Origin of the sequence: Nonomuraea sp. B12E4, from assembly GCF_039871825.1 — a bacterium.
In the GTDB taxonomy this organism is placed as follows: Bacteria; Actinomycetota; Actinomycetes; order Streptosporangiales; family Streptosporangiaceae; genus Nonomuraea.
Genome location: NZ_JBDPME010000014.1, coordinates 136943 through 161258 on the forward strand (window position 1 = coordinate 136943; position 24316 = coordinate 161258).

Sequence of the window (24316 nt, forward strand, 5' to 3'; positions counted from 1 at the left end):
GGGCTGCTGCGTCCGGAGTCGCTGTCGTTCGACGGCCCCGCGACCCTGTCCGCGATCTCCAACCTGCAGGTGGAGACGCTGTTCCTGGCCGCCAGCGGGATCGGCGAGCGGGGCGCGTTCTGCGGCAACGGGTTCGACGCCATCACCAAGCGGGCGCTGATCGAGGTGGCCGAGCACGTGGTGCTGCTCACCGACTCCTCGACGTTCTACGCCTCGGCGATGGTGAAGATCTGCGGCTGGGACGCGATCGACCGCGTCGTCATCGACGACGGCATCACCGACGAGCACCGCACCATGCTCCAGCAGCAGGACATCGACGTGGTGACGGTGACCGCCGCGCCGCGGGAGCTCACCAGCGGCGCCGCCCCCTGACCGCGGGCGCCGGCACGGCGGCCGGCCAGAAGCGAGGTCATTCCTGCGACACCGGCGGATACATCGCGACATAGCGCCAGATCTTGGAGCCGGTGAAGCCGGTCACCACCGAAGCGCCGAGCTTGCGGGCCAGGGAGTGGAAGCGGCGGTGGCCGGGGTAGTCGCCGTTCATCACGTACGCGATGCCGTGCGCGGCGAAGGCGCTGGCGGGCGGCGGCCCGGTGCCGGTCGATCCGAGGGAGCCGCCGGCCGCGATCCGCGTCATCGAGGACCTGCACGACCGTCTCGGCTAACCCCTGGGCTCCGCGATCGGCGGTGATAAGATCGCATTTGATCCTTTCGCGGCGGCCGACAGGAGGGGTCGATGGCAGTGCTCAGCCCCGAGGACATCGAGCAGTTCCTGGACCAGGGTTATGTGCGGCTCCGGGGGTGCTTCACCCGCGCCGCGGCCGAGGAGCACACCCGGCTCATCTGGGACCGGCTCGGCTACGTGGCCGACGACCCCTCGACGTGGGAGCTCCCGTCCGTGCACATGCCGCCCCACCAGCGGATCGATGTGCGCACGTTCGCTCCCAAGGCGTGGCTGGCCGCCTGCGAGCTGGTCGGCGGCGCCGAGCGCGTCTCCACCGAGAAGCCGTACACGTGGACCGACGGTTTCATCGTCAACCTGTGGCAGGACGCGGACCGGCCTTGGCGGCCGCCGTCGAACGAGTCGCCCGGCTGGCACGTGGACGGCAACTTCTTCCGGCACTTCCTCGACTCGCCCGAGCAGGGCCTGCTCACGATCGCGTTGTGGTCGGACGTCGACCACCAGGGCGGCGCGACGTATATCGCCACCGACTCGGCCGGCCCGGTCGCCCGGTTCCTGGCCGCGCACCCGGGCGGGCTCCTGCCCGGGCCCGACCCGGACGACGACACCCCGGTGATCCCCTACGCCGACCTCGGGCGGCAGTGCACCGACTTCGTCGAGGCCACCGGGGAGGTCGGCGACGTTTACCTGGTGCACCCGTTCGTCCTGCACGCCAAGTCACAAAACGTCCTGCGCAGGCCGCGCCTCATCACGAATCCGCCGCTGACCCTGGCCGAGCCGATGCGGTTCGACCGCCCCGACCCCGCGGACCACTCGCCGGTGGAGCGCGTGGTGCTGCGGGCGCTCGGCGTCGACTCCTACGCCTTCACCCCGACCAGGCCCCGCGCGCACATCGTGTCGGAGATGTCGAAGAACCACGAACGGATGCGCGCCGAGGAGCGCCGGCGCCTGGCCCGCACCTCACCTCCGGCGTGATCGGTCAGAGCGTCCTGGCGTACGGGTCCCAGGTCTCCGGGATGGAGTCGGTGACGAGGGCCCGGCTCTCCACCTCCACGGTCCGGCGGCTCTCGATGGACTCCGAGATGGCGGCCATCGTGTCGAGCACGTGGCAGGGAGCCGGCCGGACGCGCGGTGCGGGACGCCGGCGCGTACCGAGCGGGCGATGTCCAGCGTGCTTGCCCGCGTCGAGCGCCGCGGCCGACACCTCGGCGTGCGCCGCCGGGATGGTCAGGTTGACGATGATCTCCACGTCGGGGTGCCGGAGCGCCTTCTCGGGGGTGCCCGACTCCGCCACGCCGTACGCCTTGGCCTACTCGGCGGCCCGCTCCGGCAGCAGGTCGGCGACGATCCTGACGTCCAGGTCGGGGAAGGAGGTGAGGTTCGTCAGGTACTGCTCGCTGAGGCCCTCCTGCGCGCGAGGCGCGCGCCCTGCGCGGCTCCTTCTCCGGGAGTGCGAGCCGAGTCGCGAGCGAGGCACGCCCCCTGCCGTGACCTCATTGTTACCTTCGAGGGTGATTAACCAGGCGATCAGGGGCAAATGATCAGATGAGGTCCAGCAGAGGGCTTCGTCTCGCGAGACGTACGAGGCGCGCTCCTGCCTGGACTTTCGGTCTTGAATGGAGCGGCCTGCTGCACAGCCGGGAGCTACACATCATGACCGTTCAGGACATCGCAATCACCGACCTGACTGCCGAAGAACTTCTCGTGGCCATGGTCGACCCCGATACCTCCGAAGAGCAGCGGACGAGGCTGCGCGAGCGGCTGGTGGAGATGCACCAGTGGCTGGTGACCGAGGTCACCCGCCGCTACCGCCATCGCGGCGAGCCGATGGAGGACCTCCGGCAAGCCGCCTACCTCGGCCTGGTCAAGGCCATCAACGGCTTCGACGCCGGCCTGGGCCACGACTTCCGCGGCTACGCCGCCGTCACCATCACGGGCGAGGTCAAGCGGCACTTCCGCGACCGCACCTGGGCGATCCGGGTGCCACGCGTCTACCAGGAGCGCCGCTCCGAGCTCAACCGGATCACCGGCGAGCTCACCCAGTTGCTGGGCCGCTCCCCCACAGTGGCCGAACTGGCCGCCAAGATGAAACTGTCGGAGGAGGACGTGCTGCTGGCCCTGGACGCCTCGACGGCCTACAGCACGCTGTCCCTGGACGCGCCGGTCGGCACGGACGACGGCGACTCGGCCAGCCTGGGCGACTTCATCCCCGACTACGACCAGACGCTGGACACTCTGGTCGACGCGCAGGCGGTCAAGCCGCTCATCGACGCGCTGCCGCACCGCGAGAAGAACATCCTGCTGCTGCGGTTCTACGGCAACCTGACCCAGGCCGAGATCGCCGCCGAGTTCGGCATCTCCCAGATGCACGTCTCGCGCATCCTGCGCGCCACCCTGACCCAACTGCGCGAGGCCCTGACCGCGCCCGCGGAGCACTCGCCGGCCCGCGTCACCCGCGCAGCCGCCTGACCGGCCCGCGGACTCGCTCGGCGCCGGCAGAGGGGGATGCCGGCGCGGGGCTTCCCCGGGCGCGCTATCGGCGGACGTCGTAACGCAAGTGGGTGACCCGGTCGCCTGGGACGATCTCCGGGTCGCCGAGCAGCGCGGGCGGACCGCCGTACGCGCCGAAGAACCGCCTGCCCTTACCGAACACCACCGGGACCAGGTTGACCTGGAGCTCGTCCACCAGGCCGGCGGCCAGCGCCTGGCCCAGCAGGTCGCCGCCGGTCAACGACACGTCCTTGTCCCCGGCGGCGGCCCTGGCCCGGGCGATCGCGCTCGCCAGGCCGTCCGTGACGAACGTGAACGGCGCGTCGGGGAACGGCCAGTCCACCGGAGGTTTGTGGGTCACCACGAAGACGGCGTCACCCGCCGCGGGGCGGCCGTTCCAGCCGTTGGTGAGGTCGAACAGGCGGCGGCCGATCACCGCCGCGCCGATCCGCGACCAGGTCGCCTCCAGGTAGGCGGCGCTGGCGGCCGAAACGTGGAAGACCCGCTCCGGGTCGCCGCCGTTGAAGGGGACGTCCCCGTTGTCGAACCAGTCGAAGAGCGGGCCCACCCGGTCCGACTCGTCGGCGATGAAACCGTCCAGCGAGACCGTCGCGCTCGCGATCACCTTGCCCATGATCTGTGACTCCCGTCGAAGATCGGATCTGCCAGGGACGTCGGAGCCGGCGGCCCGGATCGGACAGCGGCCCGGCAGTCCGAATCTCCCATGCTTGCGAACGTGTCGGGAAACCCGTCGACCATGGAGGAGCGCCACTCGGCGCGGTGCACGAGCGTGACCTGCGTGGTGCCGGACAGCACGGCGAGTCGGTCTCTCGGACGTCACCGATACAGTCGGCGTCAAGAACGGCTGCACCTACCCGTACCTGCGCGACATGCAGTACGACAAGTTCGGGCAGCGCAGCCGCATCTCGCTGGGCAACGGCGCCACCACGGCGTTCACCTACGACGCCGCCGACCGCAGCCCGGCGCTGCTCAGCTCCACCCTGCCCACCGGGTACGAGTCCCAGCGCTACCGCTACAGCTACGACGACGTCGGGAACATCACCCGGCTGCAGAACGACACCAACATCCCCGACCCGGCCACGACGCCCAAGCGCGGCGGGCCGTCCACGCAGACCTTCGTCTACGACAACCTCTACCGGCTGACCCAGGCCAGCGGCCAGTACACGCCGGACATCCACAAGACCGACACGTACGCCTTCCGGCTGACGTACGACACCATCCACAACATCGTCGGCAAGCACCAGCGCCACGCCATCGTCAACAGCAACGGCAGCGAGCAGGTGCAGCAGGACACCACCTACACCCACGTCCACGAGTTCGACAGCTCCCGGCCGCACGCGCCCACCGAGGTCGGCCCGACCGACCTGCGCCACGACGACAACGGCAACGTCATCAACCAGGAGTCCGACCTGCCGGGCAAGCCCCGCCGCCAGATGATCTGGAACGAGGACAACCGGCTGGCCCTGCTCGCCCCGGCCGCCCCACGCGCCTCGCCGGCGGACCCGCGCGTGCCGACCTGCCCGGACCCGGCGCCTGACCTGCCGGGGACCGGCGCGGCGCGTCCCCTTAGTCCGATCGCGAGGCGTAAGGCGCTCGATCGATGGGATTAGGTCCTCCACTATCGGCGGAACTCGGGTTACATTCACGTTAATTTGCCCTCTCTTATCCCCCGAGCAGACAGAAGGAGAGGCATGCGATTGAGAACCGCTATCGCGGCGTTGACGGCCGCGGCGATCCTCATGCCGGCCGCCGCCGTTCCAGCCGCCGCAACCGCCGCCGCCCCGCCCCCCGACGACCAGTTCCAGAAGGTGACGCTCAACGACTCACCTGGCGAGCCCATCGACCTGGCGGTGTTACCGGACTCCAGGGTCCTGCACACCACCAGGCGCGGCGAGGTCTGGCTGCACGACCCGAAGACCGGCCTCAACACCCTGGCCGCACAACTCGACGTCTACCAGCATGACGAGGAGGGACTGCAGAGCGTCGCCCTCAGCCCCGGCTTCGGCAAGGGCTCCACGAAGGACGACTGGGTCTACCTCTACTACTCGCCACCGCTGAACACCCCCGTGGACGACCCCGCCACGCCGGACGTCAACGAGGGTGACGCCCCGTTCACCGGCACGCCGGCGGACTTCGCGCCCTTCAAGGGGCTGATCCGGCTCTCCCGGTTCCGGTTCACCGGCGCCACCATCGACCTGCGGACCGAGCAGCGCGTCCTCGACGTGCCGGTGGACCGCGGCATCTGCTGCCACGTGGGCGGGGACATCGTCTTCGACGCCGCCGGCAACCTCTACCTGTCCACCGGCGACGACACCAACCCGTTCTTCTCCGACGGCTACACGCCGATCGACGAGGGTGCCGACCGGAACCCCGCCTTCGACGCCCAGCGCAGCTCCGGCAACACCAACGATCTGCGGGGCAAGATCCTGCGCGTCAACGTGCGCGCGGACGGCTCGTACTCGATCCCCCGCGGCAACCTGTTCCCGCCGGGCACGCCGGGCACCCGGCCCGAGATCTACGCGATGGGCCTGCGCAACCCATTCCGTATCGAGCTCAACCGGTCCAACGGGGACCTCTACGTCGCCGACTACTCGCCCGACGCGGACGAGGCCAGCCCGCAGCGGGGGCCCGCGGGGCACGGCAAGTGGACGACCATCCGCAGAGCCGGCAACTACGGCTGGCCCTACTGCGCGACCGCGCGGCTCCCGTACGTCGACTACGACTTCGCCACGGGCGTTTCCGGCTCGCCGTTCAACTGCGCGGCACCGGTCAACGCCTCGCCGCACAACACCGGCCGGCGGGCGCTGCCGCCGGTGGTCCAGCCGGACGTGTGGTTCTCGTACGGGCCGTCGCAGGAGTTCCCCGAGCTGGGAACCGGCGGCATCGGCCCGATGGCCGGACCGGCGTACGACTTCGACTCCCGCAACACCGGCGGCCGCAACCCCGTGGCCTGGCCCAAGTATTTCGACGGCGTCCCGCTCTTCTACGAGTGGACCCGCGACTACGTCAAGGCCTTCCACCGCGACGGGCGGATCGAGGACGTGCTGCCCTCGATCACCTTCGACAACCCGATGGACATGGAGTTCGGTCCCGACGGGGCGCTCTACGTGCTGGAGTACGGCGACGGCTACTTCCAGGAGAACGAGGAGGCCCAGCTTTCGCGCATCGACTACATCGGCCACACCGGCAACCGCACGCCCGTCCCGGCCGCCGCCGCGTCGGTGACGGCGGGACACGCGCCGCTCGCCGTCCGCTTCACCAGCGCCGGCACCACGGACCCCGACGGCGACCGGCTCCGCTACGCCTGGGACTTCAACGCCGACGGCAGGGTCGACTCCCGCGACCCCCAGGCGTCCTACACCTACCGGGAGAACGGCCTCTACAACGCCACCCTGCGCGTCACCGACGATGAGGGGATGTCGGCCGCGACGTCGGTGCGGATCGTCGTCGGCAACGCCACCCCGGTCGTGGAGCTGGTCAGACCGGCCGACGGCGACACGTTCACCTTCGGCGACGTCGTCGAGTTCGAGGTGCGGGTCACCGACGACCAGCCGGTGGACTGCGCCAACGTGACGGTGGACTACATCCTCGGCCACGACGACCACGGGCACCCGCAGACCACGGCCCGCGGCTGCACCGGCTCCATCCAGACCACCGAGCCGAGCGGTCACGACCCCGGGACGGACGACCTCCACGGCGTCTTCGTCGCCGGGTACACCGACCCCGGCACCGGCGGCCTGCCCCCGCTGACCGGCACCGACCAGGTCGTGCTCGAGCCCACCTCGTAGGAAGACGGGAGATTCCCATGTGTTACGGCTATGGTCCCAGCAGGCGGTCCCTGCTGGCGGCGGGCCTCGGACTCGGGGCGGCGGCCGCCGTCGCCGGTGCGGCCCCCGCCGCCGCGGCGACGCCGCCGCACCACCACCGCAAGGACCGCGTCCCCCGGGACCAGATCAGCATCCAGCTCTGGACGGTACGCGACGACCTCGCCCAGAACTACGACGCCACCCTCGCCTACCTGGCCGAGACCGGCTACCCCAGGGTCGAGCTCGCGCTCGGCTACTTCGGCCGGACGGCACAGCAGTTACGCGCGTTCCTGGACGGGCTCGGCCTGCGGGCCACCTCCAGCCATGACGACATCAGCGCCGACGACGCCGCCCTGGAGACGAAGATCGCCAATGCGGTCACCCTCGGCCAGTCGTACATGGTCGTGCCGTACCTGAACTCCACCAGCCTGGACCAGTGGAAGAGCTGGGCCGAGCGCATGAACGTCGAGGCCGCGGCCGCCCGCGCGGCAGGGCTGCGCTACGGCTACCACAACCACGCCCACGAGTTCACCACCGACCTGGGAGGCGGCAGGACGCCCTGGGACGTGCTCACCTCCGAGCTCGACCCCCGCCTGGTGCATCTGGAGATCGACATCTACTGGGCGGTCACCGGCGGCGTCGGGCGCGGAGTCGCCGACCCGGTGCGCTTCACCCTCGACGTCATCCGCCGGGCGCCGCAGCGCGTGCTGCAGTTCCACGTCAAGGACCGGGACCTCGCCGGCGACATGGCCGACCTCGGCACCGGGACGATCGACTTCGGGCGGATCTTCGACAAGCACCGCGTGATGGAGTACATCGTCGAGAACGACACCCCGGACGTGACCCCGCGGCGCACCTCGGAGGTCGGCTACCGCTACCTGCGCAAGCTGAAGTACTAGCGAGCCGGCCGCCGGCGTCATTTGGCGAGGACGAGCAGGTCGTCCTCGCGGGAGACGACGGTGAGCTCGAACGGCGCATCCGGCGCCGGCGCGAAGCCGACCCGGATGCGCCCGCCCTCCTCGGCTCGCCAGCGGCCCGTCACCGGCCGTGGCCGGTCGTCCGGGCCCTCCCCGACGATGCGAAACGTCATCGGCCATTTGCGCGTGGGCAGCCAGGATGGCTGCATATCGCTCACCCACTGCCGGGATATTGCGTACCGCCGTGGATCATATCGATGATCTCTCCGGAAAAATCCCGGCTCGCGGTCAGATGCCGGTCAAGTTTCCCGCCCCACAGCTCGGCACGGAAGCTTTACAACCCCGCCCGATGGCTTGCCCAGCATTCGAGAATGTTACGGATCGTGACTCGGGACGAGGTGAGAGAACGAGCGGCGATCCCGCCTGCCCCGGCACGGGAGGTGCCGCGGCTTCTCCAGATGTACGGCCGCGCCCTGGACGATGCGGGTCGCGGGCGGGATCACCCCTCCAGCTCGCGGATCCGCGCGCAAGCCAGCTTGAGCTCCTGGCGCAGCTCGACGACCTCCTGCTCCAACTGCAGGATGCGGCGGATGGCGATGAGCGTCATGCCTTCCTCCGTCATGCGGGTGACGTGCTGGACGATCAGGATGTCGTGGCGGGAGTAGCGCCGCTGGCCGCCGCTCGAACGGCTCGGGCTGATGACGGCCTGCTGGTCGAGCCGCCGCAGGAAGGCGTGCTGGACCTGCAGCATCTCCGCCACCTGCCCCAGGGAGTAGAGCGGTGCGTGCTCGTCGTCGAAGGGCAGGTGGGACATCGGGGGCTCCTTGCTCGGGTCGAGAACGGTGGTGGGGCGGCGATGCCGCCCCATCGGCACCGTACGTCAGGCCTTGATGGCCTTGGTCTCGCCCCGCTGGATCTCCACCTTGCGCGGCTTGGCCCGCTCCAGCACCGGGATGCGGACGGCGAGCACGCCGTTGGCGTAGCTGGCGTCGATCTTGTCGGCGTCGAGGTGCTCGGACAGGTAGACCCGCCGGGTGAAGGTGCCCATGGAGCGCTCGCGGACGAACAGCCGCTCGCCCTCGGTGATCTCCTCCTCGCGGCGGGCGCTGACGCTGAGGACGCCGCGGTCGACCGTCACCTCGATGGAGGCGGGGTCGATGCCGGGGAGGTCGAAGCGCAGGAGCACGTCGTCGTCGCGGCGCAGCCCGTCCATCGGCATGACGGCGGAGCCGCTGTCGAGGGTCTGGCGGGCCAGGCGGTTGAACTGGCGCTCGAACTCCTGGAAGAACGGGTCGATCGAGGTCAACAACATTTCCGTGCTCCCTTGCTGGTCTCTCGTCCGTAGCTAACTTGCAAATACAGTTATAGGTTAACTGAAGGTCCGAGCGCAAGCAAATGAGGCCTGGGCGACGTCACACAGCGATCGCCGGGTGACCACGACGCACCCGCCCAGCGGGGCAAGAGCACGCGTGACCCGCATGAACGGGACTGGGCGACTACGTGCTGGACAACCCGACGAGCCCGCGTACGACGGCGTTCCTCAGCCACGTCCGTAGCCGGCCGGCCCTGGGTCAGACGCATTCGTACGCGCTGAGCGCCTTTCGCGCGGCCACCGCCTTGTCGTTGTACATCGGGTCGACGAGCTCGACGACCCGGCTGCGGGTGGACAACCTGCTCGACGACTTCCGGACCGCCTTCACCTGGTTGTGGAAGGCGTCGGCGATGTCCGGGGGCACGCTGCCCTCCATGGCCTCGCCATAGTCGGCGATGATCCCGGCGAGCCGGCGCGCCTCCTTGAAGTCCACGGGCTCGCCTTCGACCGCCTTGCCCACGGTGGAGGCGTAAATCACCAGCGCGACGTTGAAGGTGTCCAGGTCCAGGCAGAACGCCGATGACGACGCGGTGACCGACGGGGCCGGCTTGGCGGTGGCGGACGGGCTGGTCCGGGCGGTCGCGGGCGGCGACCCGGCGGCGGGTCGTTCGGGGGCGGCGCCGCAGGACAGCAGCGCGGGGATCAGCACGAGCAGCGCGGAGCGTGTCCAGCAGGCCCGCATGCCCCCCAATATCGTCGGCTGCCGCGACCCCAACGCACCGGCCGCGGGACCGGTCCCGCGGCGATCAGAGAGAGCGAGCGCCCCGCGAGGGAGCGCCCGCTCAGTTCTTCCCTGTTCCGGCCTCCGTCACAGGGGCCGGGAGTCAGCGGTAGTTGTAGCCGCCCCAGCCGTAGCTGCCGCCGTGGCCGTAGCCGCCGCGGATGCGGAAGTCGTCCACGTCCCTGCCGAAGACGATCCGGTTGCCGTAGAAGCTCTTGGAGTTGAACCGCTTGTAGTGGTACCAGCGGCCGTCACGCTTGTAGTAGACGTCGAAGAAGCTGTAGTCACGGTCGTGGCGGTCACGGTCCCACATCCGGAAGTCCAGCCGGTAACGGCCGCCGCTCCTGCCCCACCGGTACTCGAAGCGGCCGTCACCGCGGTCGAAACGCTTCCAGGCGTTCGAATAGGTCTGGGCGGCCGAGACCGTGGTCGCGGCGCTCGCCGTGGTGGCCGTCGCGGCCGAGGCCGAAGCGGCCGGGGCGGCGGCGATCCCCGTGGCCACGGCACCAGCGAGAACGGTGCCGACGAGCAGCTTGCCAATGGTACGCACAGTTTCCTCCGTCGAGTGGGTGCCCTCGGGGTGCGAGGGCACCGGATTGACCCCGTATTCCGGACGAGTTTTCTCGTGTTCCGGACAGCGAGAACGGTAGGCGCGGACCGGCACCCTGCTCTGCGCACAACGACACACAAGGCGTCGAGCGCGCACTAATGCACAGAAGGCGCACCAGTCACAGACGCCTCACACAACGGAAGACCCGAGGTCGGCTGGCGCGCCGCCGGTCTCGGGCCCGGCGCGGGAGAGGCCCGCAGCGCTGGGTGGATCGCGCACGCCCTCAGTACGAGCCCCCAACAGGGACCCGCCGTGACCTGAGGCCAGAACGTGCCAGCTGGCCTCCCTGACCTGGCAAAATACCCGGGAACGAGGAATGCGGTCAGCCCCGGCCACGGTTGTCCCGAAAATGAAAGCAATCGTGCTGGACCAATACGGAACGGCCGACGACCTTCGTCTCGTCGACCTTCCCGAGCCCAAGGTCGCTCCCAGCGAGGTCCTGATCCGGGTCAAGGCGGCGGGCGTGAACCCCGTCGACTGGAAGCTCGCCGCCGGATACCTCGATTCGATCATGAACTCCGGTTTCCCTCTCATCCCCGGCTGGGACGTGGCCGGAGTCGTCGAACGCGTCGGCCCCGACTCTCCCGAGTTCGCCGTCGGTGACGAGGTCTACGGCTACGTGCGCAAGGACTGGGCGCAGAACGGCACGTACGCGGAGCTCGTCTCGGCGAACGTACGCATGATCGCCAGGAAGCCGGCGTCCCTGAGCTGGGAGCAGGCGGCCGGGGTGCCGCTGGCCGGGCTCACCGCGTACCAGTCGATCAAGCGGGTCGGCGTCGCGGAGGGCGACACGGTGCTGATCCACGCCGCCGCCGGAGGTGTCGGGTCGTTCGGGGTGCAGATCGCGGTGGCACTCGGCGCCCGCGTGATCGGCACCGCGAGCGAGCGCAACCACGACTTCCTCCGCTCCCTGGGAGCCGAGCCCGTCACGTATGGCGAGGGGCTGGCCGACCGGGTGCGTGCGCTGGCGCCCGACGGCGTCGACGCGGCCCTCGACTTCGTCGGCGGTGACGCCGTGGAGGTCTCCCTCTCGGTGGTACGCCGGCCGCAGCGGGTGGTGTCCATCACCACGGACGCCGCCGAGAAGCACGGCGGCCACTACGTATGGGTCCGCCCGGACTCCGCCGACCTGGCCACGCTGACGCGCCTCGCCGACGAGGGCAAGCTGACGGTGCACGTTGACCGCGCCCTGCCCCTGGCCGAGGCCGCCGAGGCGTGGCGCCTGAACGCGTCAGGCCGAACCCGCGGAAAGATCGTCCTCACCGTCTGACCCGCGACAGGCCGGGGCCCCCGGTCTCGAACCGTTCGCGCGGCGATGGACGCGGGCCGGGACGCTCAGGTGTCCTGCCCCTTCACCTCAAGGGTGACGCCCGGCTTCTCGGCCCAGAAGGCCAGCCGCCCCGCGATCCCCTCGACCTGCGCGAACGGCTCCGGGTAGGACCAGACCACGTCTTCGGCCAGCCCGTCACCGGTGTCCACCGACCAGTAGACGGCGTCGCCCTTGAACGGGCAGTGCGACCTCGTCGTCGACGACCGAAGCAGGTCCATTTTCACATCGTCCGTCGGCAGGTAGTAGCGCGGTGGACAACCCGTCTCGGTGAGGACGAGCGCCCGCGAGGAGGCCGCGACAAGTGAGCCCTTGACCCGTACCACGACATGATCCGACGCGGGCTTGACCTCGATGTCATGTCCTCGTGCATTCACACGTCAATACCATCAGACATCTCCGGCAGTGGCCATCGCGACCCGCCCTGGACGCGGACGTGTGGGGCTGGGCAGCGGGGGCAGGGCATTCCTCATGCCGGAGCTGCCTGACGTGGAGGGCTTCCGCAGGGTGCTGTCCGAGCACACCGGCGAGCCGATCAGGGCCGTACGCGTGCGCGACCCCGGGATCCTCCGCGACATCAGCGCCCGCCGGCTGGCCGATGCGCTGCGCGGACACCGGTTCGAGCGGCCGAGGCGGCACGGCAAGTGGCTGATCGCGCCCGCCGGCGGGCCGGTGCTGATGCTGCACTTCGGCATGACCGGCTCACTGTCCTGGCACTCCCCCGGCGAGCCACGGCACCGGCACGATCGTGTCGTCTGGCAGTTCGACGACGGCGAGCTACGCTTCCGCGACATGCGCAAACTCCAGGGTGTCCGCCTCGCCGGCGACGAGCACCAGGCCGAACGGGTGATCGGCGATCTGGGCCCCGACGCGCGCGACGTGTCACGCGAGCGCTTCGACGGGCTGCTGTCGGGCCGCCGGGGACGGCTCAAGTCGGTGCTGACCGATCAGACGTTCGTCGCCGGCCTGGGCAACCTGCTCGCCGACGAGATCTGCTGGCAGGCCCGCGTCAACCCCCTGCGCGCCGCGGGCGACCTGGACAGAACCGAACGCACCGCCCTGTTCAAGGCGATGCGCCGTGTCCTGAGAGAGTCGATCAAGGCCGGATGCGTGCCCCCGCGCGACACCTGGCTCACCGGGGCCCGCGACGAGCCCGACGGCCCCTGCCCGCGCTGCGGCACGCCCCTGTCCCACCGCCGCATCGCCGGCCGGATGACCGTCTGGTGCCCCGGCTGCCAGCCTTCCTTACCGGGCCGCGCCGTCGTCACCGCCCACGGTTCTGAGCTGGTCGCGCGGATCAGCCCATCAGGGGCCACGCGGATCAGCCATCAGGGGCCGCGTGGATCTGCTCATCAGTGGCCGCGCGGATCAGCCCGTCAGGGAGCGCCAGAAGCCGAGGTGGCGTCCGCGTTCGAAGTCGGCGCGCCTGATGGCGTCAGGTCCGGTGGCGAGGCGCTCGCACCCCTCTGCGCGGGGTGAGCCGCCCCACGTACGGCAGGCGCCGCGACCACGCCTACGTCAGGAGCCAGGCCCGGCGATGGGCCGAGCGTCCGGGCCTGTGGCATCGCCGACACGGTCGCCGGCAGAGCGAAGAAGGCGGCCCCCCGGGGGAGAGCTGCTCCGGGCTCAAGACGCTGTCGACACGGGTGTTCGGCGGCCGGCACCCGCGTGGTCGGCCGGGCTGACCGGCGCTCGCCGTCGCGCGGGGCGATGCTCGCTTTTCCGGCTCGCCCCCGCATCGCTCCCCCGGCACGACCGGCCGCCTCCGCCGGGGTCGGGCTCTCGTGCGTTGTCATGGTGACAGCGTGAACCGGCTTGCCGGGTCGGATGCAGCCGCGTCCGAGCAGGTGCGTTACGTGCCCTGGGGGGTGGGAGGTGGCCTGAATGGATCGGTTCTGGTGTCCAGATTGCGGAATTCGGGCCCAAAAGGCATCAGGAAGCGCCGCCGCGGGATCACCTTACGTCGGCAGGTCCAGGGGCCGCCGCGACCGCGGTGCTCACTGCCTGCCGGCTGCCGCACGTGCCGGATACTCACCCGTTCCGGGTCCGGCTACTGATTGGAGACCAGACCATGACCGCTGACTTCGCGGCCGCCTTCGCCGCCCTGTTCGCCGCTCACAGCTTCGGCGACCACTGGGTGCAGACCCACGGCCAGGCCGCGCGCAAGGGCTTGCCCACGCTCTCGGGTCGCCTGGCCTGCCTCCGGCACGTCGGCGCGCTCACTCTGACCAAGGCCGTGGCGCTCGCCGCCGTGGGGCTGGTGGCGGGGCTGACCGTCCATCCGCTCGCGCTGATCATCGGGCTTTCGGTGGACGCGGCCTCCCACTATTGGGCCGACCGCCGAGCCACGCTGGGCCGCCTGGCCAAGGCCGTCGGCAAGGAGGGGTTCTTCCAGATGGGCGCGCCCCGGCCGGGCACCGACGACGCGCCGCATCTCGGCACCGGGGCCTATGCCCTTGACCAGTCCTGGCACGTGGCCTGGCTGTTCGTCGCAGCTCTCATCATCACCGCATAGCGGGGGAAGGGATCGTCGTGAGCAATGATCATGTGACTGCCGTCGTCCCGGCCCGGCCGCCCGGAAGATGGGCACGGCGAAGCACCTTCGGCCGCCTGATCGAGGGATAGCCTGCGGGCCGCCACCGTCATCCCGGCGACACGAGGCTGCCTCAGGTCGGCTTGCTGGTGCGGGGGCGGTTCCACCAGAGGGAGAGGGACAGGGCGGCGGTGACGAGGATGGCGCCGCCGGCGGCGAAGGCGGCGGCTGTGTCGACCTTCTGCTGGACGACGGTGAAGCTGCCGGGAAGGGCACGGAGGGCGCTCTGGAGCTGGTCGGCGTTCTCGGCGCGGTGGTAGGTGCCGCCGGTGGTCTGGGCTATCCGCTTGAGGGCGGGCTCGTCGATGACGCGGGGGTTGCGGCCGCGGTCGAAGCCGCCGCCCCAGCCGCCGAAGCCGCGGCCGTCGAACTGGGAGTTGTCGCAGACCATCGGGGACGGGTTCGTGGTGCCGAAGCCGATGGGGAAGACGCGGACGCGGCGCAGGGCCGCTTCCTGGGCGGCGGTCTGCGGGTCGACGCCCTGGGTGTTGGCGCCGTCGGTGAGCACGATGATCGCGGCACCGGCGTAGCCCTCCCTCCGGCCGCCGGGGTCGGCCCCGGTGGGGGCGACCGACGGGTCCACCTCCGCGATCGCGTCGATCGAGGTGAGCATCGCCTGCCCGATCGCCGTGCCGCGGGACACGGTGAGGTTGTCCAGCGCCTCGATCAGCGAGCCGGTGTCGTCGGTGGGAGGGACGAGCAGGCCCGCGGTGCCCGCGAAGGTGACCAGGCCGATGCGTGGCCCGCCCCGCTGCGACTCGATGAACTCCGCGGCGGCCTTCTTCGCCGCGGTGATGCGGTTGGGATCGACGTCCGTGGAGCACATGGAGCCGGAGGTGTCGAGCGCGAGCAGGATCGTCGCCGACCTCATCGGCACCGGCACCGACGCCTGCGGTCGCGCGGCCCCGACCGCGAGCAGCGTGAGTCCGGCCAGGAACAGCGCCGGGGGGATCCTCCGCGTCCAGCGCGTACGGCCGGGGAGCGCACTCCGTACGAGCGCGATCGAGGTGACACGCACGGCGGCCCGCCGGCGACGGCGCCGCGCCCACCAGCGGATGGCGAAGATCAGCGGGATGACCAGGACCGACAGCAGCGCCCACGGCCATGAGAACACCATTCAGATCACCCGTCCAGACCGGAGCACGGTGAGCGCCGCTCCCGCGGTGAGCAGCGCGAGGGCGAGCCCGATCAGCCCGCCGGCGAGAGGCAGCGGCTCGTCGGAGACGGTGAGCCGCAGGTCGATCGTGTCGGCGACGCCGTCGAGCCGCGCGGCGTCGGAGGCGGGGTGGTAGGCGCCGCCGGTGGTCTGCGCGATCAAGGTGAGACTGTCCTCGTCGAGCGAGGTCTGCAGGTGGTAGCCGTCCACCTTCACCGTCGTCCCGGCCGTGGTGCCGACCCCGACGGTGTGGACGTGGACACCCGCCCGCTGGGCGACCTCGGCGGCCTGAGTGACGGACTGGTCGGCGCCCGCGCCCTGGTTCTGGCCGTCGGAGAACAGCACGATCGTCGCCGACGGCCAGTAGCCGATGTCGGGCACGGTGCCGTCGCCGCCGACGTTCACCGGCCTGCCGGTGATCGCCGACAGCGAGACCATGATGGCCGTCCCCAGCGAGGTGCTGCCGGCGATCTTCAGCCGGTCGATGGCCGCGAGCGCGACGGAGTGGTCCGCGGCGGGCCGCGCGGTGGTGAGCGCGCCCCGCTCGAACGCGACGACTCCGATGTCCACGCTGTCCGGCTGCGCCGCCACGAACGCGCGGGCCGCCCGCTGCGCGGCCGCCAGCCGGGTGGGCGCGACGTCGTCGGCACCCATGCTGTTGGAGACGTCGATGGCGAGGATGACGGTGCCCGCGGTCCGCGGGACCGGCACCATGGCCGCCGGTCCGGCGGCGGCCATCGCGAGCACCCCGACACCGGCGACCGTCAGGCCGATGCCGAGATTCACCCGGCGGCCGCCCGGCACTGCGACGCCGGCCGCGGCGAGCGCGGCCGCCCGCCGGCGCGCCGAGACGGCGGCCACCCAGGCGAGCGCCGCCGTGACGAGCAGTCCGACGGCCAGCAGCAGCGGCGAGGACAGGGTCATGAGGTCATGAGACTCGGTCATGGCGACCGGTCCCGGGTGCGGGCGACGACCTCGACGAGCGCCTCGGCCAGATCGCGGTCGGTGTCGATGCGGTGGACGGGCACCCCGGCCCGGCGCATGCCCGCCGTGAGCCGGGCGTCGCGGGCGTCTACGGCGGCGCGGAAGCGGACCCGCAGCATCGGGTCGGCGGAGTCGACGAGGAGCTGCTCGCCGGTCTCGGCGTCCTCGACCACGATCAGCCCGGCTTCGGGCAGCACGTCGTCGGCCGTGTCCACGATCCGCAGGGCCACGACCTCGTGCCGCCGGACCAGGCGCTGGAGGGAGCGCTCCCAGTCCCCGTCGCCGATGAAGTCCGAGAGCACGACGATGAGTGCGCGGCGGCGCGCGAGCCGTCCGGCCGCGTCGAGCATCTCCGCCAGGTCGGTGGTGGCGCCGCCGCGCGCCGCGGAGGTGCGTTCCAGCTCGGCGCCGATCCGCAGCGCGTGCCGCCGGGAGGTGCCGGGCGGCACGACGCGCAGCATCCCGGTGTCGAACAGCAGGGCGCCGACGCGGTTGCCGCCCCGGCCGAACATCCGGGCGAGGACGAGCGCGAGCTCGGCGAGCACGTCGTGCTTGCCGCGTCCCGGCCGGCCGGCCGCCATCGAGGCCGACCGGTCGAGCACGAGCCACACCGTCAGCTCGCGATCCTCGGTGAACACCCGCAGGTGCGGCTCGTCCAGCCGTGCGGTCACGTTCCAGTCGATGTGCCGGGCGTCGTCGCCGTCACCGTAGGCGCGCAACCCGGTGAAGTCGATCCCGGAGCCGCGGTGCGCGGTGCGGTGGTCGCCCTGGAGCCGGCCGTCCAGCCGGCGGACGACCTTCCACTCCAGGCGGAGCAGGAGCCTTTCGGGGGCGGTGGCCATGGCTCAGCGGTTCTGCAGGACGACGTCGGGTGCCCGGACGGCCCCGAGCACTCTGGTGATGATCGTGTCGGCGTCGACGTCGTCCGCGAGGGCCTCGTAGGACAGTACGAGGCGGTGGCGCAGCACGTCGAGCGCGAGTTCGGTCAGGTCGTGCGGTAAAACGTAGCCGCGGCCGCGCAGGAACGCCAGCGCCCGGGCACCCGTGACGAGCGCGATGGACGCCCGCGGGCTCGCCCCGTGGGTGACATACCGTTCCAGCTCGCCGAGCCCGGCCGTCGCGGGGGACCGCGTCACGGCGACCAGCCGTACCGCGTAGTCGACGATGGCCGGATCGACGTACACCTCCTGAGCACGGGCGCGCATCGTGATCAGGTCCTCGGCCGTCACCTTCGGCTGCGGCGGCTCGGGCGGACGCAGTGCCCGTCCGACGATGGCCTGCTCCTCGGCCTGCGTCGGATAGTCGACGACCACCTTCATCATGAACCGGTCGACCTGCGCCTCCGGCAGCGGGTACGTGCCCTCCGACTCGATCGGGTTCTCCGTGGCCATGACCAGGAACGGCTCGGGCACCCGGAACGTCTCCCGGCCGATCGTCACCTGATGCTCCTGCATCACCTCCAGCAGGGCGCTCTGCACCTTGGCGGGGGCGCGGTTGATCTCGTCGGCGAGCAGCAGGTTGGCGAACACCGGGCCGAGCTCCGTACGGAACTCCCCGGAGTGCTGGTGGTAGACCCGCGTGCCCACCAGGTCGGCGGGCACCAGGTCGGGGGTGAACTGGACGCGCTGGAAACTCCCGGCGATCGCGGCGGCCAGCGACCTCACCGCGAGCGTCTTGGCCAGGCCCGGCACGCCCTCGACGAGCAGGTGCCCGTCGGCGATCAGTGCGACGGCCATGCGCTCCAGCAGGATGTCCTGCCCGACGATCGTGCGCTTGACCTCGAACAGCACGTGTTCGAGCGGATGGGCCGACTCGGAGGAGTTGATCGAGGTCATGGGCTTCCTTTTCGTGACGCTTCGGTCAGATCGACGGGCCCTCTTCGTTTCCCAGGGCCACGCCGATCGGCACCGCGAACGCGATGCCGGCGAACGCCTCGTCGCCTCCCGGGTCGGCGATCGAGATGACGATCCCGATGAGCAGGCCGCGGGCGTCCAGGAGGGGACCGCCGGAACTGCCCGGGTTGACGGAGGCGTCGAACTGGATGAGCCCGCTCAGGTCACCGTCCTCGGTCGTCCGGTCCAGGCCCGACACGACGCCGGTGGAGACGCTGTAGGTCAGGCCCAGCGGATTGCCGATCGCCACGACGGGCGCGCCCACGGCCGCGCCGCCGCCGAGCGTCGCCGGGACGACGATCTCCGGCAGCTTCGCGGGCTTGAGCACCGCGACGTCGCGCCGGGGATCCGACGACACGACGACGGCCTTCGACTTGGTGCCGTCGGCGAACGTCACGGTGACGTCCTCGGTGCCTTTGACGACATGGTTCGCCGTCAGGATCGACCCGTCCTCGGCCGCGATCACCCCGGTCCCGAGCGACCGCCCGGCCTGGATGACCGCCACCGACGGCCCGACCTTCTCGAAGACCTCCGTCGTCGCGAGGGTCGCACTGGGCGTCGGCGTCGCACTCGGCCGGGGCGCGGCTTCGCCGCCGCCGGCGGCGCTTCCCAGCCAGTACGCCAGCATCGCCACGACGACGAGTGCGCCGCCCCCGACGACCAACCACCGAGCCCGCCCGGCCACGGCTCCCCGAGCCTCGGCCGCACCGGCCTCCTGCGGCACGTGCTCCACCGACCCATATTCATAAAAATCAGCGGAAAGTGCTAGAAAGTCCGCCTAAGAAGTCGCTGAGAACCGCAACACGGACGTGGTCAGCGGCTGTGACGCGCGATCGCGATCCGGTCGATCACCGGGGGCGTACTGGGAGCGCAGCGGCACCCCCGGGAACGTCCCCGACGCGTACGTCTCACCGTCGAAGTTCGGCAGTTCCCCGCTGGAGAACCGGACCGTGTTGTCCCCCTCCTTCAGCTTCACCGGGACCGTGAGCTCCCAGAAGTTGTTCTCGTGGAACGTGTGCGGGAACAGCACGTGTTACGGCTGCGGCGCCGCTCACCGCGATGTCGGCATGCCACCGCCTGTCATGAGCGGCCAGGAATGCGGTGGCCGACTGGTGTGCACCGGCCTGAAGCAAGCCCCAAAGGCGGAAAACCGATGAAGCAGGCCGGCCGGCGCGACGACCGACGTACGCTCGACCTATTGGATCGTGTACGGGGACGCGCGAACATCAGTCCGGAGGCTTGATCACGCATGCCATACAGCCCTGTGTACCAAGTGATCGAGAAGGCCGTACGCCGTCCCCTGCTCCTGGCCAGGGAAGGCGGGGGGCCGATCCTGGTCTTCACCGGTGCCGCCCAACTGGCCGACCAGGCGGTCGAGACGGCGAGGCACTTCCACCGGCGGGCGCCGCACGCGGAGATCAACGCGGAAGCCGCCGGCACCACCGACGTCACGGCGATCGTGGAGCGGCTGACGGGTGCCGAAGGACTGCTGGCGCACTGGGAAAGGGGCACCCTGCTCCCGCCTCCCCGCTTCCCGCTGACCCGATTCGTCCTTTGGGCCTGGGGCGCGCGCAACCTCGACGTTCACCAGGCCAAGGGATTACCGAACCCTGTCGTCGTCCGCAACGCCTACCGGCAGTCCCTGACCGAATGGCGGAGGAAGGAGGTGGCGGACGGGGCGGCGCTGCGGCGCTGGGTCGACTACGTGGCCAGGACCATGACCACCTGGCTACCGGCCTCCGGGCTGGCCGCCTTCGGGCTGCAAACCCTCATGGACGGCATCAGCCTGGTGCTCTGGCTGGCCAGCCCGGCGGTGGCCGTCATCGGCGCCCTGCTGCACGCCACGCTGTTGATACGCGGCCTGATCTTCTACCGCTGGTTTCGCCGGGCACCCTTTCTGAGGCGTCAGGAGGGCGAAGACCTCATCGCTTATGCGATGCGCTTCGCCGCTCCTGAGCGGCCCGAGGCCGAGCGACGCGAGGAAGCCGAACGGCTGATGGTCACCGCGCTGCTGGAGGACCTCCGCCAGGCCTACCGGCGCCGCGTGATTCCCTGGCCGGGCTGGGGCCGCCACACCTATCCCGTGGTGGGGATCAAGAAAGCCGACCCCGGCACGCAGGAACGCCGGTTCGTGGAGCTGGTGGACGAGGTCAGGGTCAGCACGGGGCAGCGGGGCCCCCTGCTGCTGGTCGTCTCCACGTCGGAGCCGCCGGCCGGGCATCGCGCCGAATTCGGCACCAACGGCCCGGCGGCGGGTCCGGTCCAGCTCTACGCCAGATGGCGGGAAACCATGCGCCGGGTCAAACCGAGCCCGTACCTCGTGATCAGGCTGGAGACGGACGACCTGCCACCGGGGACCGACAGGCCCGCGAGCTTGTTCCCCGTACGCCCCCTGGCCTTCTGGGCGGTGGTGTTGCTGCTGATAGGCGCGCCGATAACGGCCACGTTGGCGGCCACGGTGGGTTGCGGTACCGATCTGCGGGAGGTGGCCGGACAGTGCGTGGGCCTGGGCCCGCTGGACAAGATGGCACCGCACCCGCTCGTCCTACCGGTGGCGAACCGGATAAAAGAGCAGAACGACGCGATTCCGTTCGGCTCGAAGGTGTTCACGGTCGCCTACCTGGGCCCGCTGACGACGCAGCCCGGCGCGAGATTCAAGGACGGGCAGATGACGGCGGTGGCGGGCGAGCTCACCGGGATCGGCGCCGTCCAGGACAGCTACAACAAGAGCAGATCCGACTGGAAGATGAAGGTCGTGTTCGCCAACACCGGCCAGGACTTCATCAGCGCCGGACTCGCGGCCACCGGCATCGCGGAGCGCGCGCGGGAGGACTCGTCGCTGGCGGCCGCCGTGGGGTTCGCCTGGAGCCGAGAGGAGGTCAGGCAGGCGGTGGGGGTGCTGACGAAGGCGAACGTCCCCATGGTCAGCACGGTCAGCACGGTCGACAAGATCGCGAATGTGGTGGGGGGCCGACGGTCGGCCTACCTGTTCCGGCTGGCCGTCGTGGACAGCCTGCAGATCAAGGCCACCGTCCACTGGCTCGACACACTCGGGCTCACCGCGGAAGTGGGCAGAAGGCCCAAGGTGGCCGTCGTCTGGCAGCAGCAGCCAGGTGAGCTCTACAGCCAGGACCTGAAGGATCTGTTCTGGAGGGAGTACGGAGGGGAGAAGACGGAGCACGGTTTCACCGATGACGCCTCACTCGAAGCGGCGGTGGGGGAGGCCTGCGTGTCGGGCGCGAAGGTGATCTACTACACGGGCAGGGCCGACTTCCTGAGCACCCTCAAGGGCGCATGGGGTGCCTCATGTGAAAAGCGGGGGGTCAGGCTGCTCGCATCGGACGACGTCACCGGGTCCGTCGCCAACGACGTGCGAGCCAGCGCGAACAAGCACAATGTGACCATGTCCTTCGTGTCGTTGACCGACGTCCGCGACAATTTTCTCAACCAGGGCCAGAAGACCTTGCAGCAATGGGCCGGCCCGAAGTCATCCTTTTCCTTCGCGCACGCCGCGTTCGGCTATGACGCGGCCCAGGCCGTCGCGATCGCGTTCAACGCCTACCGCACGCAGAGCGGCACCGTCGACATCCGCAGCGGCGTGCGTTACAACCTGCGCGGCGAGGTGTTCGACGGCGCGACCGGCAGGGTGTCCTTCTCCGCCCATGCCACCGACCACGACGCGCAGGGCCGCGAGGTGTGGCTCATGACCGTCGAGTCGGACCAGCCGATCCAGGCGATCCGGGTCTGCCGGCCCACCGCCGAAGCGGCCATCTGCGAAGCGGCGCCCGAGTGACGCGTCCCCGGCACCGGGCTCCTGCCGCCGCGTCATGGACGAGACGTCAGAAGTCCGGCACCGTCTCGGCCTGCAGGACCAAGCGCAGCCCTTAAACCCAGGCCCACGTGCGATCGCGACCTACGTCGAGGCGACCGGCTGCTACGGCCACAACGGCGCCGACGACTGCGCCGCGGACGCCGCCGTGTTGTCCCAGGCCGCCGGCAAGCCGGTGCGCGTGCAGTGGACCCGGCAGGACGAGCACGGCTGGGAGCCCCTCGGCGGAGCCCAGGCTCATGACATGCGCGGCGCCGTGGGCCCCGACGGCATCACCGCCTGGTCGCACCTCCTCATCATCAACCCCGACGGCCTGCGCAACCAGATCGAGGGCAACGTCGTGCAGGGCGTCAGCCGCACCCTCAAGGAGGAGGTCTCCTACACCGACGACCGCGTCACCTCGCTGGTCTGGCAGTCGAGCTCGTTCAACCCCGGGCCGCAGTACGAGGTCGTGCGGTTCAACGAGGTCCCGGTGATCGAGACCATCCTGATCGACCACCCGGACCAGCCCCCGCTGGGCGCCGGCGAGCCGACGATCGGCACCATGGCGGGGGCGATCGCGAACGCGATCTTCGCGGCCACCGGGAAGCGGCTCCGCACCCTGCCCTTCACCCCCGACCGTGTCAAGGCGGCGCTCTCGGAACAGCACACGCCTATGCCGTCGGCGTCTCCAGCCGCCGGCCGGGGGTGATCAGTGCCGGGTCCGTACGGAGCTCGATGACGGCCGGACCCGGGTGCGCCGGCGGCTGAACGGCCGTCGCCGGCTCGCTGCCGCTCATCGGGCAGCAGCCGTCGCCCGCGAAGGCGACCACCGGGACACCGGGGCGGACGGCGGCCACGGCGAGCGCCGCGGGGAACCCGTTGCCTGGTCCTGCTGGCGTCCCGCCCGCCGCTGGTGTTGCGGAAGCACCTCGCCGACAGCGTCGGCCGGCAGTGACGGGACCCGCCTCGCGTTCCTGGCGCTAACGTGATCTCGTGTCCCGCATGCCCGTTCTCATCGCAGCCGTCCTGACGGTCGCCGCCGGGTTGGGGGTGCGCGCGTTGTTCGACGGCCCCGTGCCGAAGTACGCGGGCGACGCCCTCTACACCGTGCTGATCTACACGCTCGTGGCGCTGGTCCTGCCCAGGGTGCGGCCCTGGGTGGCGGCGGTGCTGGCGGCCGGGGCGAGCTGGGCGATCGAGTTCGCCCAGCTCGGCGAGATCCCGGCCGTGCTGCGACCGCTGCTGGGCAGCACGTTCAACCCGCCCGACCTCTTCTGGTACGCGGTGGGCGCCGCGACGGCCTGGGCCGCGCACACGCTCTGGCTGCGAAGGGCCGGATGACACCGTAGCGGATCCTCAGCCGCTGCCGCCCTCATGCCGCACCCGCGTGCCGGATCACGTCCGCGTCTGGCCGATGCCCTCCAGTACGGCGCTGACCAGGTCATCGACGAACTCGTCGGACGGTTCCCGAGGGGCTGCGGCGTTGTGCGGGAGCCGGGCCAGGACCACCTCGTGACAGACTCCGACGATCATCGCCGCGGTCGCGTCCACCTTGGCGTCGGGCGCGAGCCGGCCCAGCTCGACCTCGGCGTGCAGGTATCCGCGGAGCTGATCGCGCCAATCCTCGCCGGGCACACCGACCGCGACGAACGCGGCGAGGACCTTCGGCTGGGAGATCAGCCCGGCGAGCGCCGGCTGCACCGCCTTGTGGAACGCGAGGCCGTACGCGATGTGGGCCCGCAGGTTCTCCCGGACGGAACCGTGGCCGGGGCTGGGCAGCTCGCCCAAGTTCCGTCCCACCGCGCGGACGTGTGCGCGCAGGGCGAGCGCCAGCAGCTCCTCCTTGCCGGCGAAGTGGTTGTAGAGCACCCCGTCGGCGACGCCCGCCGCTTGGCTATGGCGCGGACGAGCTGACGTCGAAGATCCCGGCGACG

General features: G+C 70.7%; 29 protein-coding genes. 12 read left to right on the plus strand and 17 right to left on the minus strand.

Annotated features, from left to right (window positions below; all coding sequences use genetic code 11):
* Nucleotides 1-6 precede the first annotated feature (6 nt).
* Nucleotides 7-372 (plus strand): hypothetical protein, encoded by a 366-nt coding sequence (locus ABGB18_RS28775; RefSeq protein WP_347698838.1) that lies wholly within the window; start codon nucleotides 7-9, stop codon nucleotides 370-372.
* Between the two features lie 37 nt (nucleotides 373-409).
* On the opposite strand, the gene ABGB18_RS28780 is transcribed toward ABGB18_RS28775, so the two are convergent.
* Complete coding sequence (locus ABGB18_RS28780) at nucleotides 410-637, minus strand: hypothetical protein (protein ID WP_347698747.1); 228 nt, start codon at nucleotides 635-637, stop codon at nucleotides 410-412.
* Nucleotides 638-736: 99 nt separating this feature from the next.
* On the opposite strand from ABGB18_RS28780, the gene ABGB18_RS28785 reads away from it, so the two are divergent.
* The gene (locus tag ABGB18_RS28785; protein WP_347698748.1) at nucleotides 737-1657 is read left to right on the plus strand and encodes a hypothetical protein; all 921 of its coding nucleotides are present in this window, start codon (nucleotides 737-739) and stop codon (nucleotides 1655-1657) included.
* Nucleotides 1658-1661: 4 nt separating this feature from the next.
* On the opposite strand, the gene ABGB18_RS28790 is transcribed toward ABGB18_RS28785, so the two are convergent.
* Nucleotides 1662-1976, minus strand: a complete 315-nt coding sequence (locus ABGB18_RS28790) for a hypothetical protein (protein WP_347698749.1) — start codon at nucleotides 1974-1976, stop codon at nucleotides 1662-1664.
* A 15-nt stretch (nucleotides 1977-1991) separates the two neighbouring features.
* Nucleotides 1992-2159: a hypothetical protein gene (locus ABGB18_RS28795; protein ID WP_347698750.1), complete on the minus strand. Its 168-nt coding sequence runs from the start codon at nucleotides 2157-2159 to the stop codon at nucleotides 1992-1994.
* Nucleotides 2160-2335: 176 nt separating this feature from the next.
* Between ABGB18_RS28795 and ABGB18_RS28800 the strand changes: the two genes are divergently transcribed.
* Complete coding sequence (locus tag ABGB18_RS28800; protein WP_347698751.1) at nucleotides 2336-3151, plus strand: SigB/SigF/SigG family RNA polymerase sigma factor; 816 nt, start codon at nucleotides 2336-2338, stop codon at nucleotides 3149-3151.
* Between the two features lie 64 nt (nucleotides 3152-3215).
* Here the strand turns inward: ABGB18_RS28800 and ABGB18_RS28805 are convergent, their stop codons facing one another.
* Entirely contained in the window at nucleotides 3216-3806 is a 591-nt protein-coding gene (locus ABGB18_RS28805) for a dihydrofolate reductase family protein (protein ID WP_347698752.1), read from the minus strand.
* Nucleotides 3807-4062: 256 nt separating this feature from the next.
* Between ABGB18_RS28805 and ABGB18_RS28810 the strand changes: the two genes are divergently transcribed.
* From ABGB18_RS28810 to ABGB18_RS28820, 3 genes are all read left to right on the plus strand, one after another.
* Complete coding sequence (locus ABGB18_RS28810; RefSeq protein ID WP_347698753.1) at nucleotides 4063-4803, plus strand: hypothetical protein; 741 nt, start codon at nucleotides 4063-4065, stop codon at nucleotides 4801-4803.
* Between the two features lie 81 nt (nucleotides 4804-4884).
* On the plus strand, nucleotides 4885-6981 hold the full coding sequence (locus ABGB18_RS28815) for a PQQ-dependent sugar dehydrogenase (RefSeq protein WP_347698754.1): 2097 nt from the start codon (nucleotides 4885-4887) through the stop codon (nucleotides 6979-6981).
* 17 nt (nucleotides 6982-6998) lie between these two features.
* Nucleotides 6999-7898 (plus strand): sugar phosphate isomerase/epimerase, encoded by a 900-nt coding sequence (locus ABGB18_RS28820; RefSeq protein ID WP_347698755.1) that lies wholly within the window; start codon nucleotides 6999-7001, stop codon nucleotides 7896-7898.
* A gap of 17 nt (nucleotides 7899-7915) precedes the next feature.
* On the opposite strand, the gene ABGB18_RS28825 is transcribed toward ABGB18_RS28820, so the two are convergent.
* The 5 genes from ABGB18_RS28825 to ABGB18_RS28845 all read right to left on the minus strand — a co-directional run bounded on the left by ABGB18_RS28825 (nucleotide 7916) and on the right by ABGB18_RS28845 (nucleotide 10559).
* Complete coding sequence (locus tag ABGB18_RS28825) at nucleotides 7916-8089, minus strand: hypothetical protein (protein ID WP_347698756.1); 174 nt, start codon at nucleotides 8087-8089, stop codon at nucleotides 7916-7918.
* Nucleotides 8090-8415: 326 nt separating this feature from the next.
* Nucleotides 8416-8730, minus strand: coding sequence for a MerR family transcriptional regulator (locus tag ABGB18_RS28830; RefSeq protein ID WP_347698757.1), 315 nt, complete (start codon nucleotides 8728-8730; stop codon nucleotides 8416-8418).
* A 66-nt stretch (nucleotides 8731-8796) separates the two neighbouring features.
* Nucleotides 8797-9228 (minus strand): Hsp20/alpha crystallin family protein, encoded by a 432-nt coding sequence (locus ABGB18_RS28835; protein ID WP_347698758.1) that lies wholly within the window; start codon nucleotides 9226-9228, stop codon nucleotides 8797-8799.
* Nucleotides 9229-9487: 259 nt separating this feature from the next.
* Nucleotides 9488-9970 (minus strand): hypothetical protein, encoded by a 483-nt coding sequence (locus ABGB18_RS28840; RefSeq protein WP_347698759.1) that lies wholly within the window; start codon nucleotides 9968-9970, stop codon nucleotides 9488-9490.
* A 142-nt stretch (nucleotides 9971-10112) separates the two neighbouring features.
* Nucleotides 10113-10559, minus strand: coding sequence for a hypothetical protein (locus ABGB18_RS28845; protein ID WP_347698760.1), 447 nt, complete (start codon nucleotides 10557-10559; stop codon nucleotides 10113-10115).
* 409 nt (nucleotides 10560-10968) lie between these two features.
* Here ABGB18_RS28845 and ABGB18_RS28850 point away from each other — a divergent pair, with 409 nt between their 5' ends.
* Nucleotides 10969-11889, plus strand: a complete 921-nt coding sequence (locus ABGB18_RS28850) for an NADP-dependent oxidoreductase (RefSeq protein WP_347698761.1) — start codon at nucleotides 10969-10971, stop codon at nucleotides 11887-11889.
* Between the two features lie 65 nt (nucleotides 11890-11954).
* On the opposite strand, the gene ABGB18_RS28855 is transcribed toward ABGB18_RS28850, so the two are convergent.
* Nucleotides 11955-12323, minus strand: coding sequence for a DUF427 domain-containing protein (locus ABGB18_RS28855; protein WP_347698762.1), 369 nt, complete (start codon nucleotides 12321-12323; stop codon nucleotides 11955-11957).
* Between the two features lie 94 nt (nucleotides 12324-12417).
* Between ABGB18_RS28855 and ABGB18_RS28860 the strand changes: the two genes are divergently transcribed.
* Together ABGB18_RS28860 and ABGB18_RS28865 are read left to right on the plus strand one after the other, a co-directional pair.
* Nucleotides 12418-13425 (plus strand): DNA-formamidopyrimidine glycosylase family protein, encoded by a 1008-nt coding sequence (locus ABGB18_RS28860; protein WP_347698763.1) that lies wholly within the window; start codon nucleotides 12418-12420, stop codon nucleotides 13423-13425.
* Between the two features lie 592 nt (nucleotides 13426-14017).
* The gene (locus tag ABGB18_RS28865; protein WP_347698764.1) at nucleotides 14018-14461 is read left to right on the plus strand and encodes a transcriptional regulator; all 444 of its coding nucleotides are present in this window, start codon (nucleotides 14018-14020) and stop codon (nucleotides 14459-14461) included.
* A gap of 151 nt (nucleotides 14462-14612) precedes the next feature.
* On the opposite strand, the gene ABGB18_RS28870 is transcribed toward ABGB18_RS28865, so the two are convergent.
* From ABGB18_RS28870 to ABGB18_RS28895, 6 genes are read right to left on the minus strand one after another with little or no spacing between them, the layout of a single operon-like run.
* Nucleotides 14613-15656 (minus strand): VWA domain-containing protein, encoded by a 1044-nt coding sequence (locus ABGB18_RS28870; protein ID WP_347698765.1) that lies wholly within the window; start codon nucleotides 15654-15656, stop codon nucleotides 14613-14615.
* Entirely contained in the window at nucleotides 15657-16640 is a 984-nt protein-coding gene (locus ABGB18_RS28875) for a VWA domain-containing protein (RefSeq protein ID WP_347698766.1), read from the minus strand. It abuts the gene before it with no gap.
* Nucleotides 16637-17521, minus strand: a complete 885-nt coding sequence (locus tag ABGB18_RS28880; RefSeq protein ID WP_347698767.1) for a DUF58 domain-containing protein — start codon at nucleotides 17519-17521, stop codon at nucleotides 16637-16639. The genes ABGB18_RS28875 and ABGB18_RS28880 overlap by 4 nt, the downstream gene beginning before the upstream one ends.
* A gap of 3 nt (nucleotides 17522-17524) precedes the next feature.
* Nucleotides 17525-18514: a MoxR family ATPase gene (locus ABGB18_RS28885; RefSeq protein ID WP_347698768.1), complete on the minus strand. Its 990-nt coding sequence runs from the start codon at nucleotides 18512-18514 to the stop codon at nucleotides 17525-17527.
* 25 nt (nucleotides 18515-18539) lie between these two features.
* Nucleotides 18540-19304 carry a trypsin-like peptidase domain-containing protein gene (locus tag ABGB18_RS28890; RefSeq protein WP_347698769.1) on the minus strand — a complete coding sequence of 255 codons (765 nt, stop codon included), beginning with the start codon at nucleotides 19302-19304 and terminating at the stop codon, nucleotides 18540-18542.
* A gap of 45 nt (nucleotides 19305-19349) precedes the next feature.
* The gene (locus ABGB18_RS28895; RefSeq protein ID WP_347698770.1) at nucleotides 19350-19601 is read right to left on the minus strand and encodes a hypothetical protein; all 252 of its coding nucleotides are present in this window, start codon (nucleotides 19599-19601) and stop codon (nucleotides 19350-19352) included.
* Nucleotides 19602-19835: 234 nt separating this feature from the next.
* Between ABGB18_RS28895 and ABGB18_RS28900 the strand changes: the two genes are divergently transcribed.
* The 3 genes from ABGB18_RS28900 to ABGB18_RS28910 all read left to right on the plus strand — a co-directional run bounded on the left by ABGB18_RS28900 (nucleotide 19836) and on the right by ABGB18_RS28910 (nucleotide 23723).
* Nucleotides 19836-22364, plus strand: a complete 2529-nt coding sequence (locus ABGB18_RS28900; RefSeq protein ID WP_347698771.1) for a hypothetical protein — start codon at nucleotides 19836-19838, stop codon at nucleotides 22362-22364.
* Between the two features lie 34 nt (nucleotides 22365-22398).
* Entirely contained in the window at nucleotides 22399-23091 is a 693-nt protein-coding gene (locus ABGB18_RS28905; RefSeq protein ID WP_347698772.1) for a hypothetical protein, read from the plus strand.
* A gap of 293 nt (nucleotides 23092-23384) precedes the next feature.
* The gene (locus ABGB18_RS28910; protein ID WP_347698773.1) at nucleotides 23385-23723 is read left to right on the plus strand and encodes a DUF2809 domain-containing protein; all 339 of its coding nucleotides are present in this window, start codon (nucleotides 23385-23387) and stop codon (nucleotides 23721-23723) included.
* A gap of 54 nt (nucleotides 23724-23777) precedes the next feature.
* Here ABGB18_RS28910 and ABGB18_RS28915 read toward each other — a convergent pair whose 3' ends face one another.
* The gene (locus ABGB18_RS28915; RefSeq protein WP_347698774.1) at nucleotides 23778-24251 is read right to left on the minus strand and encodes a hypothetical protein; all 474 of its coding nucleotides are present in this window, start codon (nucleotides 24249-24251) and stop codon (nucleotides 23778-23780) included.
* Between the last annotated feature and the right edge of the window lie 65 nt (nucleotides 24252-24316).